Here is a 15,979-nt window from a genome sequence, read left to right on the forward strand (position 1 = left end):
CCGCGATCCTCAACTCGGCATGGCAACCGCGCAGCCTTTTCGCAACATCGCTGTATCCAATAGGCTGGGGCTCCGCCGTCAGAAACGAGGATTACGTGAGTTCCAGTCTGCGCCCGATCGATGTTTTCCCGATCACCACCCGAGTACTCGACGTATTGCGCGTCAGTGATGTCACCCCTGGTATGCGCAGAGTCACTCTCGGGGGGCCGGGTCTGGCGGCCCACACTGCCGATACCGGCTATCCGGTGCAGGCGTTTCGCTCCGATGGCTTCGACGACGAATTCAAGATCATTCTCAAGCACCCGGACGCCGACGTCGTGGTCGCACCCACTCAGGCCGACGGGGTGCTCAACTGGCCGATGGACAATCCCCTGCTGGTGGCACGGACCTACACCGTTCGCCGATGGGATCCCGCGGCCGGCGAGATCGACGTCGATGTCGTCAGGCACGATTCGGGACCTGCCGGCCGGTGGGCGCAGACGGTCGAGCCGGGCGAGCAGGTACAGATCGCCGGACCAAAGGCCTCCAGTGGCCAGCCCGAGGGCGCTGACTGGATACTGGCCGCCGGTGACGAGACAGCTCTGCCCGCGATCGGACGGTGGCTCGAGAACTGGCCACACGGCGTGCCCGGGCAGATCTTTATCGAGGTCGCCGAACAATCGCACAGGCAGCAACTCACCCAGCCCGACGGCGTCCAGCTGACCTGGTTGGTCCGCGACGGGGCACCGGCCGGCACGACCAGCCTCCTTCACGACGCTGTCCGGGCTGCGCCGTGGTGGGAGGGCAGGGTCTTCGTCTGGCTGGCCGGCGAATCCCTCACGTTGGCGCCGATCCGCCGCTGGCTGCGCCACGAGAAGCAGCTGCCGAAGGCGCAGCTGGACGTGACAGGCTACTGGCGCCGCCAGCCGCACGCCGAGGACACCGGCGGCCTGGATGTCCTGGGCAGCACCGCGACCCACACTCTGAAACTGCAGAAACTGGCCGACATCGTACCGGGATTCGCCATCCGCACCGCCATCACGATGGGACTGGCAGCCGCACTGGAATCAGGACCGCGCACCTCGGGCCAGATCGCCGCGCAGACAGCCGCGCCCGAGACAGGAATCGCCAAGCTGCTGCGCTATCTGGCGAGTCTGGGACTTGTCTCCCGCACCGCGGACGGACGCTACGGACTCACCGACTTCGGCGCCGAGCTGAACAATGACCATCTTGCCGGGGAGTTGGACTTCGCTGCCGATCATGCGCTCCGCGAGTTGGCCGGCCTGCTCTGCTTGACCGACGCCGTTGAATCGGGGCGCCACGGCGGGTCCGCCTGGTTCAGCGATGCAGCCCCCGAGACCGTGCTAACCGAGCCCGCAGTGGTGGCCGAACGGATCGCAGATGAGGCCACCAAGGCCGGCTACCTGGCCGGTCCACTGGCCCACTCACCCGAGTTGCGGGGTCTGGGTTCGCTCGCGGTGATGGGATTGGGGGCGGCGGTCATCGCGTCCGTGCTCGTGCGTGAGCACGATCGCTTGCAGGTCACCGTGCTTGCGACCCCGGCCGAGATCGAGGTGCTGCGAGCATCCGCGCCAGCACACGAACGGGTCAGGTGCGCTCCGGCAGACGCCGGCGATGCGCCGGAGCCGACCGATGCGGTCCTGCTCGTCAACGTACTCAACGGTTCATCCGACGCGGATGCTGCCCGGCACCTGCGCGCGATCGCAGACGGGCTGAATCCGGGCGGACGAATTCTCGTCCTGACCGAGGTCTTCGATGCGCAGCGGGCCTATCCGCACGACTACGCCGAGGACCTCATTGATTTCGGCCTGTTCGGTGGTGGATCTCGTGACCACGGCGAGTATGCGTCGCTGTTCGCTGCGGCGGGGCTGGGGGGCATGCGGGGCGAGACGCTGGGCTGGGGATTCACGCTGGTCAGCCTGGCGCCCCGCAGGCCGCAGGATGAGGGCTAGGACGTCGTCCAACCGCCATCGACGACCAGCATCTGGCCGGTGATGTAGCTGGATGCATCGCTGGCCAGGAAGAGCGCGACCGAGCCGAGCTCGCTGGGCTCGGCGAGTCGTCCCATGGGGATGCGCGCGATGATCGACTTGGCTCTCGACCAATCGGAGAACAGTGTCTCGGTGAGTTCGGTATGCACCCATCCGGGAGCGATGCCGTTGCAGCGGATGCCCTTGCCCGACCATTCCTTGCTGAGCGCCCGCATCACTCCCCCGACTCCGGACTTGGCGGCCGCGTAGGCGACGATATCGGGCACCACCGACTGGTAGTTGTTGAGCGAACCGATGAAGATGTGGCTGCCTGGCCGCCCGGCCTCCAGCTGCCGGCGGCCGAGCTCCTGGCTGATTACGAAGGGCGCCGTCAGATGCACCTGGAGCAGTCGCTCCCACTGTTCGCGGGGAAAATCGACCGCGGCTTCGCGATGCTGGAAGCCGGCCGCGTGCACGATGATGTCGATCGGACCGTCAAGGCCGTCCTCGCAGTCATCCAGCAGAGCAGCAGCATTGACGGTCATCACGTCGGCGGCCACCGCCACCGAGTTCGGCACCTTCTCGGTCGCGGCCTTGAGCTGCTGCGCGGTGCGGGAAACGAGCGCTACCTGCGCGCCGGCCTCGCCCAGAGCTTGGGCAATGGCCTGCCCGATCCCGCGCCCACCACCGGTGACGATCGCACGACGACCGTCCAGCTTGAACAGATCCAGTACCGACTCGGCCATTGACGCTCCCCTTGCCGACGAGACTCAGACGACTTGTGACTTGAAACCTAGCAGGCCAGCCGCGATCCCCATTCTTTCGCGCGCTCGATCTCGCCCGCCTGCAGCACGGGGGTATCACCAGTGATGAAGAATCCTTCACCCTGTTCGACGTGAGCACCCCTGCGCTTGAGTTTCTTGGCTGCGTCCTTGGCCGCCGAGCCCGAATGAAGCGATACCCGAGTGTCGAAGGTGAAGACCGTGGGCACACCCGAGAGGTCGGCGGACGCGATCCACTCCCGCACACCGGAGCTGTCCACGTCGATGCCGCGGCGAGCGGCGATGCGTCGTGAGGACGAGCTCGGCAGCTTCAAGTTATGAGTGGGCGCCCCGACCAGCAGCAGATCCACGTCAGCGATCTGGGCGGGGGCCTGCGCGGCACTCCAGACCACCGTCTGCGCACCCGTCTGGCGCGCACCGGCAGCGATGGCCTCCGCGACCTGCGCGGTATTTCCCCAATATGACTCGACAACGATTCCGATACGCATGGCATTACCCTTCTCGCGGTTGAGACATCGTGTTTCATGTGAAACACTATGTCTCATGAGTAGCGCCAGTCAACAGGGCGGGGTCACTCCGCGCGAACGCGTCCTGAACACGGCCCTGAGCCAGATCACCGAGCACGGCATGACCGTGAGCCTGGAGCATCTGTCGCTCGAGGAGATCATCCGCGCCTCCGGTGTGTCACGCGCATCCGCCTATCGGATCTGGCCCAACAAACAGCGGTTCTTGGCCGACGTCCTCGTGTCGGCAGTGCGGGCCACCCGGCTGGAGGTCGACTCGCAGGCCGAGGTAGCTCAACTGACCGCTTTGCTGGATGCCAACCCCAGCTTCGCGACCGATGCGCAGGTGCGCAGAGATGTCATCGTCGAAGGGCTGCGGATCAGTATCCAGGCCGACTTCGAGCGCATCGCCTCCTCACCGCAGTGGGCTACCTATCTGTCCCTCAATGCGACCTGCCGCGGCCTGGCGGACAGCTCGCTGCGCGAGGAGGTGGCGACCGCTCTTGCCGAGATGCAAGAGGTGTTCATCGATCATCGCAGCGCCGTCTATGCCCGGCTTCCCCCGCTGCTCGGCTACCGGCTGGTGCCTCCACTGAGCGGCGCGAATGGTTTCCGCTCGATGTCCGAGGCGGCCGGCGCGCTCATGACCGGGTTCTTGGTACAGCTCGGCGCCCGGCCGCAGCTGCTTACCGCGACCTTCCGGCTCGCCGCCTACGGGGTGGACGAGCGGGACTGGACGGTCCCGGCGTTCGCCCTGACCGGCCTGGTTCTGTCGTACCTCGAACCGGATCCGGATCTGGTCTGGGACCAGGCGCAGCTGGCACGGGCAGAGGCGACCCTGGCCGACATCACCGCACTACTGAAAGCCTCCTGGGTGACCAACTGAGGCTCAATCGTCGTCCTTGGTCCACAGCACTTCGCCATAGTTCCGCAATGTCATGCGGGTACGGCGAATGTGCAGGCGCACCAGGCTTTGGGCCGCCTCGGTGTCGCGGCTGCGCACCGCGTCCACGATCAGGTGGTGCTCGGCGCAGGTCGAGTGGAAGGACTCGTCGGGCATGTAACGCACCAGCTCACGCCGGTAGGGCTGGGTGGTGTTCCACAGCCGGGTCACCAACTCGGTCAAGAATGGATAGGCCGCTCCGGCGTAGCTGAGCAGGTGGAATTCCCGGTCGAGTTGGAGGAAGGAACGCAATCCTCTGGCACCGCCGGTGGCGTCGATCAGGTCGGCCAGTTCGGCGATCCGGTCGAGCTGCACGGTGTTCAGTAGCGGTACCGATTCACCGATCACCATCGGCTCGACGACCTCGCGCAGCTTGTAGCACTGCTCGAACTCCTCCTGATCGAGTCCCGATACCCAGGCGCCGGAATGGGCCTTGATCTTCACCAGGCCTTCGGCCTCCAGCGCTCGGAGGGCTTCTCGGACGGGCATCCGGGAGGCACCGAATTCGGCCGCCAGCAGCTCCTGGCCCAGACGCGAACCCGGTTCTCGGTCGCCGTGCAGGATCTGTTCGCGCAGTTCATCGACGATCCGCGACGCTTGGACTGTGCGCGCCTTGGCCAATTCGGTCATGATCGACTCAATCCTGAGGATGGACCGGGCTCCACAAGAGCCGCTCGCGTCCCGCCTCGTAGGCCTTACCGTCCGGGTAACTCACCATCTCGAATTGCAGCCCCCACGGTGCCAGGAAGTACACCCACCGTTGGCCCTCGTTCGCGCCACCGCTGACGGTCGGCTCCCCCAAGACCTTGACGCCTCGCGACTTCAGGTAGTCGACGGCCTCGTCGAGATCGTCCACATAGAACGCCAGGTGGAACCCGCCGACGTCGCTGTTGAGTGGCTGCTGCTCGTTGCGTCCATCGAGCTCGTACTCGAAGATCTCGAAGTTGGAGCCATTGCCCAGCCGGTAGTGCCGGTTACGGAATCGCGCACGGTCATCGACATTGACATGCTCCGACAACCAGGTGCCGCCCTTTGACTCGAAGGGCCCGAGCTCGAAGAAGAACTCGCAGCCGAGCACGTCGACGAAGAACTCGTGCGCCTGCTCGAGGTCGGGAACCGTGAACCCCACGTGGTCCAGGCCCCGGATTCCAGGAATGGCCATCACCGGCTCCTCGAGTCGATCAGTACCTTCATCGTCTTGCCGTCACTGATGGCAGCCAGCGCGTCGGCCCACTGTTCGATCGGGAAGATCGGGCCGACGCACGGTGCCAGATCGACGACATCTTGCCCCATCAGATCCAGCGCCAGGTCCCATGCCCTCGGCGAATGCGAGAAGCCCGCCGTCATCGTCAGTTCGTGCAGGATCAGCACGTCCAGCGGCACCGTGACCTCATGGCCGAAGATGCCCACCTGAATGTAGGCACCGCCACGTTTGACCGCTCTCATCGCGTTGGACGCACCGGCAGCCACCCCTGAGCAGTCGATTCCGACATCGAAGCTCAGCTCCGCGGGAGTCTGCGTGGTCGTGGTGATGCCCTTCGATGCGAGTCGGGTCAGCTTCTCGGCATCGGAGGGGATGCCTGCCAATGTCACCTGAGCACCGCTGGCCCTGGCGACCTGCGCCGCGAGAAAGCCCATCGGCCCGGGGCCGGTGACCAGCACCTTGTGGCCTGCCTTGATGGTGCTGCGCAGCAGCAACGCGTGACAGGTGCAGGCGAGCGGCTCCGCCAGGGCAGCGATTTCGTCGGGGATCCCGGCCGGCACCTCGTGCAGGTTCAGCACCGGCACCACCAGCCTCTCGGCGAATCCACCATCACGGAACGATCCGATCGACTCCCGCTGCTCGCACATATTGCGGCGGCCTGCCCGGCACATCTCGCAACGCTCGCAGCAGCGGAAGAAGGTCTCGGTGACCACGCGTTTTCCCATCCAGGCATCCGCATCCGCCCCTGAGCCGACCCCGACGACCCGTCCGAGTACCTCGTGGCCCATCACGACCGGCGGATGCACCTTGTATTCGTCGCGCATGACGTGCAGATCGGTACCACAGACACCGGTGTAGATCACCTCGAGCAACGCCTGCCCCGGCCCCGGCATGGGCTCCGGGACTTCCCGGAGCTCCACATGCTCGGCGCCGGCGGCATATTTCACAACCGCCTTCATGGCCGTTCCCTCCCTAGAGCGCAAGCAGCACGGGGTTCTCGAGGCGGGTCTTGAGCGCCTGCATGAACTCGGCTGCCAGTGAACCGTCGATCACCCGATGGTCGCTCGACAGTGTCATCGTCATCACGGTGGCGACGTCCAACGCACCATCGTCGGTCACCACCGGCCGCTGCTCGGCGGCCCCGACTGCCAGGATCGCCGACTGTGGCGGGTTGATGATCGCGCAGAAGTCACGCACGCCATACATGCCCAGATTGCTGATCGAGAACGAACCGCCCTCGATCTCCTTCTGCTTGAGCTTGCCGTCACGGGCGCGCTCGATCAGTTCCTTGGTGGTGGTTGCCAGCGCGCTCATGCCCAGCTTCTCCACACCCCGGACGACCGGAGTGACCAGGCCCACCGGAGTGGAGACCGCAACCGAGATGTCGACGGTCGAGTACCTACGGATCGACTCGCCGTTCCACACGGCATTGGCCGCAGGCACCGCCTGCAGTGCGGCCGCGATGGCCTTGATCAGCAGGTCGTTGACGCTGATCTTGACCGGGCTGATCTGATTGAGCTGCTTGCGGTAGGCCAGCAGCGCATCCAGCCGCGCATCGACGGTGACGTACCAGTGCGGAACCGTCGTCTTCGACTCGGTCAGGCGGCGGGCGATGGCCCGGCGCATGCCGGTCAGCGGGATGTCCTCGTAGGCGCCGCCGGCTTCGGGTGCGGCCTCACTCGGCGCGGCTTCGGCGTGGTGTGGTGCCACAGCTGCCGGCGCTGGCTGCACAACCGGGGTCGCCGCGGTGATCGCGTCCGTGGTGGGAGTCGGAGCCGGCGCCTGAGCCGCGATGACAGCCTCGACATCGGCGCGTACCACCCGGCCGCGGGGTCCGCGTCCAGAAATCTGCGCGATGTCCAAACCGTGTTCGGCGGCGATCCGGCGGGCCAGCGGAGAGGCGAAGACCCGTTCGCCGGGCCGGCGGACCGGGGGCTGCGCGGAATCGTTGCCAGACGGCGGGGCGGAGGGCGCCTCCTCGCCGAGCGCCTCGGCGATCGCCGAGGCATCCTCACCGGCGGCCAGCAGCACTGCGATCGGCGCTCCGACAGCGATGCGCTCGCCCGGGGACCCGAGCAATCGTCCAACCGAGCCCGCGGTTTCGGCCTCGACTTCGACGTTCGCCTTGTCGGTCTCGATCTCGGCGAGTTCTTGGCCCTTGGTGACCTGATCGCCCTCGGCGACCAACCAGGCCGTCAGTACGGCGTCTTCGGCGTCGGCCACGACGGCCGGCATGAGAACAACGGTAGCCATAGTTCAGCGATCTCCGTTCAGGCCTGCTGGCCCAGGTTGCGGCGGACGCGGGCGATGCCAGCCTCGATCTCGGGTTCGTAAGCGAGCGCGGCACGCTCGAGCACCTTCGAGATCGTCGGGGTCGACTGCGAGCCGTAGACCCGCTGCACGGGCTGATCGAGGTAGTCGAAGAAGCGCTCGGTGATCTCGGTGGCGATGCGGCTGGTGTAGCCGGGGCCGGGGGAACCCTGCTCGACGAGCAGCACGTTGTTGGTCTTCTTGATCGATTCGCCGATCGTCTCCCAGTCCATGGACGCCGTGTCGAGCCAGCGCAGATCGATCACCTCGGCGTCGATGCCCGTAGCCTCCACGGCCTTGAGCGACAGGTCGACCATGTTGAGATAGGCGAGAATTGTGAGCTCCTCGCCGGGGCGGCGGATCTTCGCGACACCCGGAGGGATGATGTAGTCGAGATCGCCCTCGGGAACCCGATCCATCTTCTCGTAGAGGTCGACATGCTCGATCACCATGACGGGGTCCTCCAGCGCCAGGGCGGCGTTCATCAGGCCCACATAGTCGAAGGCATTCGACGGAGCCGCGATACGCCAGCCCGGATGCGCGGCATAGACACCGGCCGGATCCATGGAATGTTGCGAGCCGTAGCCGGCACCCATCGCGCACTTGGAGCGCAATACCAGTGGCACGCCGTGGTCGCCGCCGAACATGTGTCGGGCCTTGCCGATCTGGTTGAAGACCTGATCGGCGGCCACCCACATGAAGTCGGAGTACATGAACTCGATGACCGGACGGTAACGTCCGTCCATCGCGATGCCGCCGGCGAGCCCCGCGAAGCCGTTCTCGCTGATCGGGGTGCCCATGATGCGATCGCCAAATTCGGCCTTGAGGCCACGAGTGACCCCGTTGGTACCACCCTTCAGCTTGTGTACGTCTTCACCCATGGTGACGTAGCGCGGATCTGTGTGCATCCGGCGTTCCATCACATCGGCTGCGGCGTCGGCAAACTTCACCTCACGCCATGCCGTGACCTGATCGTCCTCGAGCACCTGCCAGGCTTCGAGCTCGGAGGCATCGCCGCGGATGCCGTAGTCGACGAACGACGGGTCGGGCCACAGCTCGGGACGAATGCGCTTGGCCGGACGCTTGGATTCGGGATCGGCCTCGGTGAATTCGTCCATCAGGCCGGCCATCACGCCATCGATCGTCGCGACCATCTGGTCGAAGACGTCCTGGGTGAGGTTGCCACGCGCGATCAGTTCGCGGGCGACGCGCTGGATGGCATCACGCTCACGCCATTGCTTCTCCTCCTCCTTGGAGCGGTAGCCGAAGGCGCTGCCCGGGAACGGGCCGTTCTGATGGAAGTAGCGGTAGACCTCGGCCTCCACCACCACGGCACCCTTGCCCTGGCGCAGGTGCTCGGTTGCCTGCTGCATCGTCAGGTAGACCGCGAGCGGATCCATGCCGTCCACCCGCCAGGCCGGCATCCCGAAGCCGGACGCGCGGGCCGACAGTCGCGGCTCGTTGGTGGCCTCGAAGACTGTTGTGGAGACTGCGTACATGTTGTTCTCGATGAAGAAGCACAGCGGCAGATGCCAGGCCGAAGCCAGGTTCATCGTCTCCAGCGTCGAACCGATATTGGACGCGCCATCTCCGAAAAAGGTGACGGTGACATCGGATCCGCCCTCTTGGGGGGCATCGGCCTGCGCATACTTCTGGCAGAAGGCCGAGCCGTTGGCCAGCGGCACGCCGCCGCCGACGATGGCATTGGTGCCCAGATTGCCAGCTTCGCGCCACTGCAGGTGCATGGAGCCACCACGACCATGGCTGAAGCCCTGATCGAGCCCGAGGATCTCGGCGAGGGTCTTCTTGACGAAGGCATGTATTTCGTCGTCGATGGGATGAGCCGGATCGAAGTCGGTGCCGCGCAGATAGTTCAGGCCTTTGGCCAGGAACTGGTGATGGCCGCGGTGGGTTCCGTTGATGCCGTCAGTGGGTCGCAGACCGATGATGGATCCAACTGCTCCTCCCTCCTGACCGATGCTCGAATGCGCCGGGCCGTGCAGGGCGCCTTCGCCGGCCAGCTTCAGCGCGATCTCCTCGAATGAGCGGATGATCTGCATTTGGACGAGCATCGCCCGTAGTAGCTGCGGATCTGCCGCGTCCCAGTCGGCCTGGGTAGTGCTGACCTGCTTCCACGGTGCGGATGGAACGAGCACTTCTTCGTGTGTCATGGACCTCTCCGGTTTGTCTGAGTGGTTGCGCCCGCCACTTGCGCGCATCCCGACTAGATGATGGAATTGTATCCAATCGAGTTGAATCTTGGCAACGGGGTCTGGTCAGGTTCTTCCAACCGGGGCTAGGCTGGATCCAGCGGGGCAAGGAGGCCTTCAAGAAGATGAAGTGGGACCTGGAACATCGACGTGCTGTGATCACGGGCGCCGCCAACGGCATCGCCCGCGCCACGGCGCATCTATTGGCGTCCGACGGCGCCCGGCTGGTACTCGTCGATCTGGACGCGGACAAACTGGCGATCACGGCGGAACAGTGCCGCAAGTCCGGAGCCGAGCAGGTCGAGACGTTCGCCGCCGACCTGACCGACGGCGACGCGGTGCATCGACTCGGAGAGTTCGTGACGTCCACCATGGACGGCCTCGATCTGCTGATTCCGGCGGCCGGCATCATCGGACGCGAGCCGATCGTCGAGATGCCCGACGAGCATTGGGACCGCATCATGAACATCAATGTGCGCGCGGTCTTCCAGCTGAACAGGGAACTGCTCCCGCTGATGGCCGATGGTGGTTCGGTGGTGCTCTTCTCCTCCGACGCGGGGCGCCGCGGCAGCCCCGGCAAGGCCGCCTACGCGACCTCGAAGGCAGCCATCATCGGGCTGGCTCGCAGCATCGTGGGTGAGGTGGGTCGCCGCCAGATCCGCGTCAATATCGTCGCTCCGGGCTTCATCGACACCCGCATGAACGCCGAGACCTTCGCCGTGAAAGGTGACGTGCTTGCCGAGGAGACCCCACTCGGACGCAATGGCCGTCCCGAAGAAGTCGCCTCCGTGATCGCGTTCTTGTGTTCGGACGCCGCAAGCTTCGTCAACGGAGCAGTCGTCCCCATCAATGGCGGTCATTACATGGCTGGTTAGCCATTCACCAAAGTCAGCAGTCAAGTTCCGGATCGACTACCAGGAGACCAACAGATGTCAGACCGTATCGCACAACTCGAGCAGCAGGTTCTCGAGGCCCTCCCGAAGGGCCTGTTCATCGGTGGTGAGTGGATCGAAACATCCAGCACCATCCCGGTCGAGAACCCCGCCAAGGGCGCACCGTTCGCCGAAATCGCCGATGCCACTCCCGAGCAGGCCGTTCTGGCATTGGACGCCGCCTGCGATGCCGCCGCAAGCTGGGCCGCCACCAAGCCTCGTGAGCGTGCCGAGCTGCTGCGCCGCGTCTTTGACCTGATCAATGAGCGCAAGGATATCTTCGCGGCCCTGATGACCATGGAGATGGGCAAGACTTTCAACGAGGCGCTGGGCGAAGTGGCCTATGGCAACGAGTACGTGCGCTGGTTCAGTGAACAGACCTGCCGCATCGCGGGCTACAACTCCATCGCTCCTGCCTCGGGCAAGCGAATCCTGACCGAGAAGGTTCCGGTCGGTCCGGTGCTGGCGATCACGCCGTGGAACTTCCCGCTGGCGATGGCCACCCGCAAGATCGCGCCGGCGCTGGCGGCCGGGTGCACCGTCGTCGTCAAGCCCGCCAAGCTGACTCCGCTCACGACCCTGCTCTTCGGCAAGATCCTGCAGGAGGCCGGATTGCCCGCCGGTGTGGTGAACATCATCACAACGAATCGTTCCGGCGCGACCACCGGCCCGCTGATCTCCGATCCGCGGATGCGCAAGATCACCTTCACCGGCTCGACAGAAGTGGGCGTCGGATTGCTGCGTCAGGCCGCCGGCCGGGTGCTACGCACGTCCATGGAGCTTGGCGGCAATGCGCCGGTCGTGGTGCTGGCCGACGCCGATCTGGACGTCGCGGTCCAGGGCGCCATGGATGCCAAGATGCGCAATCTGGGTGAGGCGTGCACCGCCGGCAACCGGTTCATCGTCCATGAGTCGATCGCCGACGAGTTCACGAAGCGCTTCACCGAGCGGATGGCGGCGCAGACCGTCGGCTACGGGCTCGATCCTGCCACCAACGTTGGTCCGCTGATCGACAACGACCAGCGCAGCAAGGTGCTGGAACTCATTCAGGATGCCGTCGACAAGGGTGGAAAGATCACCACCGGTGGCAACCGGCTCGATCGTCCCGGCTACTTCATGCAGCCGACCGTGGTCAGCGACATCCAGCCCGGCGCTCGGGTATTGACGGAGGAGATCTTCGGCCCGTTCGCTCCGATCATCACGTTCTCCACCGAGCAGGAGGCCATCGACATCGCCAACGGCACCGACTTCGGCTTGGCCGCGTACGTCTTCTCCAACGACCTGCGCACCGCGATGCGCGTGGGCGATGGCATCGAGACCGGCATGGTCGGCATCAACACCGGTGTCGTCTCCGATGCGGCCGCCCCCTTCGGCGGCGTCAAGATGTCCGGACTGGGACGCGAGGGCTCCGAGTTGGGTATCGAGGAATACCTCGAGACCAAGTACTACGCGCTGCCCTTGTGATCCGACAGTATTGAAAGCTGTGCCGCGCCCGGCTCGATCTGCGGGCGCGGCACAGCTTTGTCTTTCCCTTGTTGGTCCGTCCCTGTTATGACTGTGCGGACGACTCGCGGACCTGGTCGATTCGCGCGCGAAGGCTGCTGAGTTGGCGTTCGAGTTCGCTGGGTACCTTGGCGCCGAACTGCGCGAAGTACTCTTCGGCCGAGTCGGCCTCGGCCGACCATTCCGCCGGATCGAGTTCGAACAGTGCCTCAACCTGCTGCTCGCTGATGTCGAGGCCATCGAGGTTGAGCTCGCCAGGGGCGGGGATGCGTCCGCTGATCGCCTCGGCACCTTGTGCGTTGCCCATCACCCGCTGCAGGGCCCACTCGATAGGACGACTGTTCTCGCCGAACCCCGGCCACAACCATCGGCCCGTGGCGTCCTTCCGGAACCAGTTGACCTGGAAGATCCGGGGCGCCTTGTCACCCAGCACCTCGCCCATCCTCAGCCAGTGTGCCCAGTAGTCGGCCATGTTGTAGCCGCAGAACGGCAGCATCGCGAACGGGTCATGGCGTAGGAAGCCGACCTTGCCCTCGGCTGCGGCGGTCTGCTCACTGGAGACCATGGCGCCCATCAAGACACCGTGGGCCCAGTCGTAGGACTCGCTGATGAGCGGGACGGTGTGAGCCCGCCGGCCGCCGAACAAGATGACATCGATCGGTACGCCTGCCGGGTCGTCCCAGTCGTCCGAGATCGACTCGGCTTGCGAGGCATGCACGGTGAACCGGCCATTGGGATGGGCTGCCGTGCGGCCGCTCCCGGGCGTCCAGTCATTGCCCTGCCAGTCGATCAGGTGGGCCGGAGGCTCGGGGGTCATGCCCTCCCACCAGACGTCGCCATCGTCTGTCAGCGCAACGTTGGTGAAGATCACGTTGCGGGACAGGGCGTGCAGGCACGTCGGATTCGTCCGCTCCGAGGTGCCGGGGGCGACTCCGAAGAAGCCACACTCGGGATTGATTGCATACAGCCGTCCGTCCGGACCCGGACGCATCCAGGCGATGTCGTCGCCCACGGTCTCGACTTTCCAGCCGGGGATCGTCGGCCGCAGCATCGCCAGGTTGGTCTTGCCGCATGCCGACGGGAATGCGGCCGCAAGGTGAAACACCTGTCCCTGGGGCGAAGTGATCTTCAAGATCAGCATGTGCTCGGCCATCCAGCCCTCATCCCGGGCCAGCACACTGGCGATTCGCAACGCATAGCATTTCTTGCCCAGCAGCGCGTTACCGCCGTAACCGGAACCATAGGACCAGATTTCCCGGGTCTCGGGGAAATGGCAGATGTACTTCTGCTCGTTGCACGGCCAGGCCACGTCCGGAATGCGCCTGCCATCAGCGTCCACCAGCGGATAGCCGACCGAGTGCACCGCAGGCACCCAGTCCGCGCCGGATGCGATCGCGTCGAGCGCCTCGGTGCCCATATAGGTCATGATCCGCATGCTCGTCACGACGTAGGGTGAGTCGGTGATCTCCACGCCAAGCCGGCTGATATCGCCGCCGATGGGGCCCATCGAGAACGGGATCACATACATGGTGCGTCCGCGCATCGAGCCGTCGAACACCTCCGCAAGGGTTCTTCTCATGGCGGCGGGTTCGGCCCAGTTATTGGTGGGACCCGCGTCGGATTCCCGCTCCGAGCAGATAAAGGTGCGGCGCTCGACCCGGGCAACGTCCGATGGTGTCGATCGCGCGAGATAGCTGCCCGGCCGCAACTGGGGGTTGAGGCGGACGAGTTCACCCGACGCCACCATCTCGTCGTAGAGCATGTCCCGTTCGGTCTGGGACCCGTCGCACCAGTGGATCTCGTCAGGCTGGGTGAGGTCGGCGACGGCAGCAACCCAGGTGACCACCTCCTCAGGAGCGTTGGGGGGCGCACTGGTGGCCCACCGATCATCAGCGGTAGCTATCAGCTCGGGTGGGCTCAATCGCTCAGGTCTTGATTTGAGTGGGGACACGCTAGCTCCTTTGCTCGAATGAACGTCGATAGCCGAGGCCCTGGGGTTTCGACGGGGAGCTTGAAAACGGACGGCGGGCAGGTGCCACGAACCGCTCCTGCCAGTCGGCTGCCATCAAGACCGCTACGATCCGTTCGGGCATCGTGGTCCAGATACCGTCGAATGCCCCCGGACATCTCACCGATCAGGGCATTGACGAGATTGCTCCCGCCTTTGGTGGAGACACCTGTCCAGGACGCTGATCGGCCGGCTTCACGACGACACATGCCGTTCCTGCGAGAGCTCAGCAACTTCGCTGCTACTGCTTAACCGCAGGATACAACCGACAGCGCTGTTAAGGGCGTTCTCAGGGACAGGCAGCCCGCCTCGGAACAGCCGGCAGACTCGCGCGGGAGACATCGTCCCGTCGGCAGCTGCCGGTGCACACTGCTGCTCGATCCGGGCGATGGCAGGCCACGCCAGCTCAGTGCGGACGAAGGACTGCCACGCACTCCATGTGATGGGTCATCGGGAACAAATCGAATGCGCGCAACGATTCCAGCCGGTAGCCGCAGGTGGCGAAGGTGGCCAGATCGCGCGCCAACGCAGCCGGATCGCAGGCCACATAGGCGATCCCTGTGGGTTCCAGCCCCGCCAGCTGCCTCACCACACCGGCACCAGCGCCGGTACGTGGAGGATCCAGGACGATCAGGTCCGTCTTCTTGGCAAGCCGAGAGCCGGCCTTGTCCACCCGCATCGCATGGAAGCGCGCCTGCGGAACGTTGAGCTTGGCCAGTTCGATGGCCGAACGGCTGGCCTCGATACCGGTCACCCGACAGCCTGCGTCCACCAGCGCGCCGGCGAACAGCCCGCAGCCGCAGTACAGATCGGCGACCTGCTCCCCCGCCTTCGGGTTCAAGCCATCGAGCACAGCAGCGGTCAAGGTTTCGGCCGCGCCCGGATGCACCTGCCAGAACCCGTCGGCCCGCACCCGGTAGGCACGGCCACCGACATGTTGAGTAACGATCTGGCTGCCGGTCAGTAGCTCGCCACCTGGGCCGAGCACCGTGCAGCCGTCGTCCGATATCACGACCTGCAGCTCGCCGTCGTGTCCAGCAAACCGGCCGAGATCGGCAGGCCCGCCCGGGTGCGCAATCCGGCAGCCGCCCACGGGCAGCTCCACCAGTTCGTCCGAACGCCAGGCTCGCAAGCCCACCCGATGATCGCGAACCAGATAGCGCATCCTGGTCCGCCAGCCGAGGCCGTCGGCATCACCGGGCACCGGCTCCACAGTCACGTCGATATCCAGTCCAGCCAGCCGGCGCAGCTGTTCGGCCAGTACCTGCGCCTTCAGCTCGCGTTGCCGAGGCACCGCAACATGCTGAAAGTCGCAGCCCCCGCAGCGGCCGGCTACCGGGCACGGTGGGATCACCCGGTCGGGACTCGCCTCAATGACCTCGGCGACCTCGCCCCACCACATGCGCGGCTTGGAATCGTCGGTGATGCGCACCCGCACCCGCTCACCCGGAATGCCGTACCGGACGAACACCACGCGCCCGTCGAGCCGAGCGACGCAGTGACCGCCGTGGGCTATCGGGCCCAACTCGACGCAGGGATAGTCCGCCATGGCATCTTCTCGGGTCTGAGTGTTCACCTCACTGCTCCGACCCAGCGGACGAGAGGCTGAGCCGG

Annotated in this window: 13 protein-coding genes; 4 read left to right on the forward strand and 9 right to left on the reverse strand. The window is 65.4% G+C overall.

The annotated features are described in order from the left end of the window. The first annotated feature begins 95 nt into the window (after positions 1-95). Positions 96-1,952 (forward strand): siderophore-interacting protein, encoded by a 1,857-nt coding sequence (locus QUE25_RS01045; protein WP_286266735.1) that lies wholly within the window; start codon positions 96-98, stop codon positions 1,950-1,952. On the opposite strand, the gene QUE25_RS01050 is transcribed toward QUE25_RS01045, so the two are convergent. Next, positions 1,949-2,716, reverse strand: coding sequence for an SDR family oxidoreductase (locus tag QUE25_RS01050; RefSeq protein WP_286266737.1), 768 nt, complete (start codon positions 2,714-2,716; stop codon positions 1,949-1,951). The two genes, QUE25_RS01045 and QUE25_RS01050, sit on opposite strands and share 4 nt — an antisense overlap. Positions 2,717-2,763: 47 nt before the next feature. Then, on the reverse strand, positions 2,764-3,240 hold the full coding sequence (locus tag QUE25_RS01055) for a flavodoxin family protein (protein WP_286266739.1): 477 nt from the start codon (positions 3,238-3,240) through the stop codon (positions 2,764-2,766). Positions 3,241-3,295: 55 nt separating this feature from the next. Here QUE25_RS01055 and QUE25_RS01060 point away from each other — a divergent pair, with 55 nt between their 5' ends. Next, entirely contained in the window at positions 3,296-4,141 is an 846-nt protein-coding gene (locus tag QUE25_RS01060) for a TetR/AcrR family transcriptional regulator (RefSeq protein ID WP_286266741.1), read from the forward strand. A gap of 3 nt (positions 4,142-4,144) precedes the next feature. Here the strand turns inward: QUE25_RS01060 and QUE25_RS01065 are convergent, their stop codons facing one another. From QUE25_RS01065 to QUE25_RS01085, 5 genes are read right to left on the reverse strand one after another with little or no spacing between them, the layout of a single operon-like run. Then, on the reverse strand, positions 4,145-4,828 hold the full coding sequence (locus tag QUE25_RS01065) for a GntR family transcriptional regulator (RefSeq protein WP_286266744.1): 684 nt from the start codon (positions 4,826-4,828) through the stop codon (positions 4,145-4,147). 7 nt (positions 4,829-4,835) lie between these two features. Beyond that, positions 4,836-5,360, reverse strand: coding sequence for a VOC family protein (locus QUE25_RS01070; RefSeq protein ID WP_286266746.1), 525 nt, complete (start codon positions 5,358-5,360; stop codon positions 4,836-4,838). Further along, entirely contained in the window at positions 5,360-6,361 is a 1,002-nt protein-coding gene (locus tag QUE25_RS01075) for a zinc-dependent alcohol dehydrogenase (protein WP_286266748.1), read from the reverse strand. Before QUE25_RS01075 ends, QUE25_RS01070 begins: the two co-directional genes overlap by 1 nt. A 13-nt stretch (positions 6,362-6,374) precedes the next feature. After that, complete coding sequence (locus tag QUE25_RS01080) at positions 6,375-7,655, reverse strand: dihydrolipoamide acetyltransferase family protein (RefSeq protein WP_286266750.1); 1,281 nt, start codon at positions 7,653-7,655, stop codon at positions 6,375-6,377. A 17-nt stretch (positions 7,656-7,672) separates the two neighbouring features. After that, entirely contained in the window at positions 7,673-9,883 is a 2,211-nt protein-coding gene (locus QUE25_RS01085) for an alpha-ketoacid dehydrogenase subunit alpha/beta (RefSeq protein ID WP_286266751.1), read from the reverse strand. A gap of 194 nt (positions 9,884-10,077) precedes the next feature. Here QUE25_RS01085 and QUE25_RS01090 point away from each other — a divergent pair, with 194 nt between their 5' ends. Together QUE25_RS01090 and QUE25_RS01095 are read left to right on the forward strand one after the other, a co-directional pair. Beyond that, entirely contained in the window at positions 10,078-10,797 is a 720-nt protein-coding gene (locus QUE25_RS01090; RefSeq protein WP_286266753.1) for an SDR family NAD(P)-dependent oxidoreductase, read from the forward strand. Positions 10,798-10,851: 54 nt separating this feature from the next. Beyond that, positions 10,852-12,318, forward strand: a complete 1,467-nt coding sequence (locus tag QUE25_RS01095) for an NAD-dependent succinate-semialdehyde dehydrogenase (protein ID WP_286266756.1) — start codon at positions 10,852-10,854, stop codon at positions 12,316-12,318. 85 nt (positions 12,319-12,403) lie between these two features. Here QUE25_RS01095 and QUE25_RS01100 read toward each other — a convergent pair whose 3' ends face one another. Together QUE25_RS01100 and QUE25_RS01105 are read right to left on the reverse strand one after the other, a co-directional pair. Further along, positions 12,404-14,308: a phosphoenolpyruvate carboxykinase (GTP) gene (locus QUE25_RS01100; protein ID WP_286266758.1), complete on the reverse strand. Its 1,905-nt coding sequence runs from the start codon at positions 14,306-14,308 to the stop codon at positions 12,404-12,406. 463 nt (positions 14,309-14,771) lie between these two features. Then, positions 14,772-15,914 (reverse strand): class I SAM-dependent RNA methyltransferase, encoded by a 1,143-nt coding sequence (locus tag QUE25_RS01105; RefSeq protein WP_286266760.1) that lies wholly within the window; start codon positions 15,912-15,914, stop codon positions 14,772-14,774. Between the last annotated feature and the right edge of the window lie 65 nt (positions 15,915-15,979).

It is taken from the genome of Brooklawnia propionicigenes, assembly GCF_030297015.1.
Classification (GTDB): Bacteria; Actinomycetota; Actinomycetes; order Propionibacteriales; family Propionibacteriaceae; genus Brooklawnia; species Brooklawnia propionicigenes.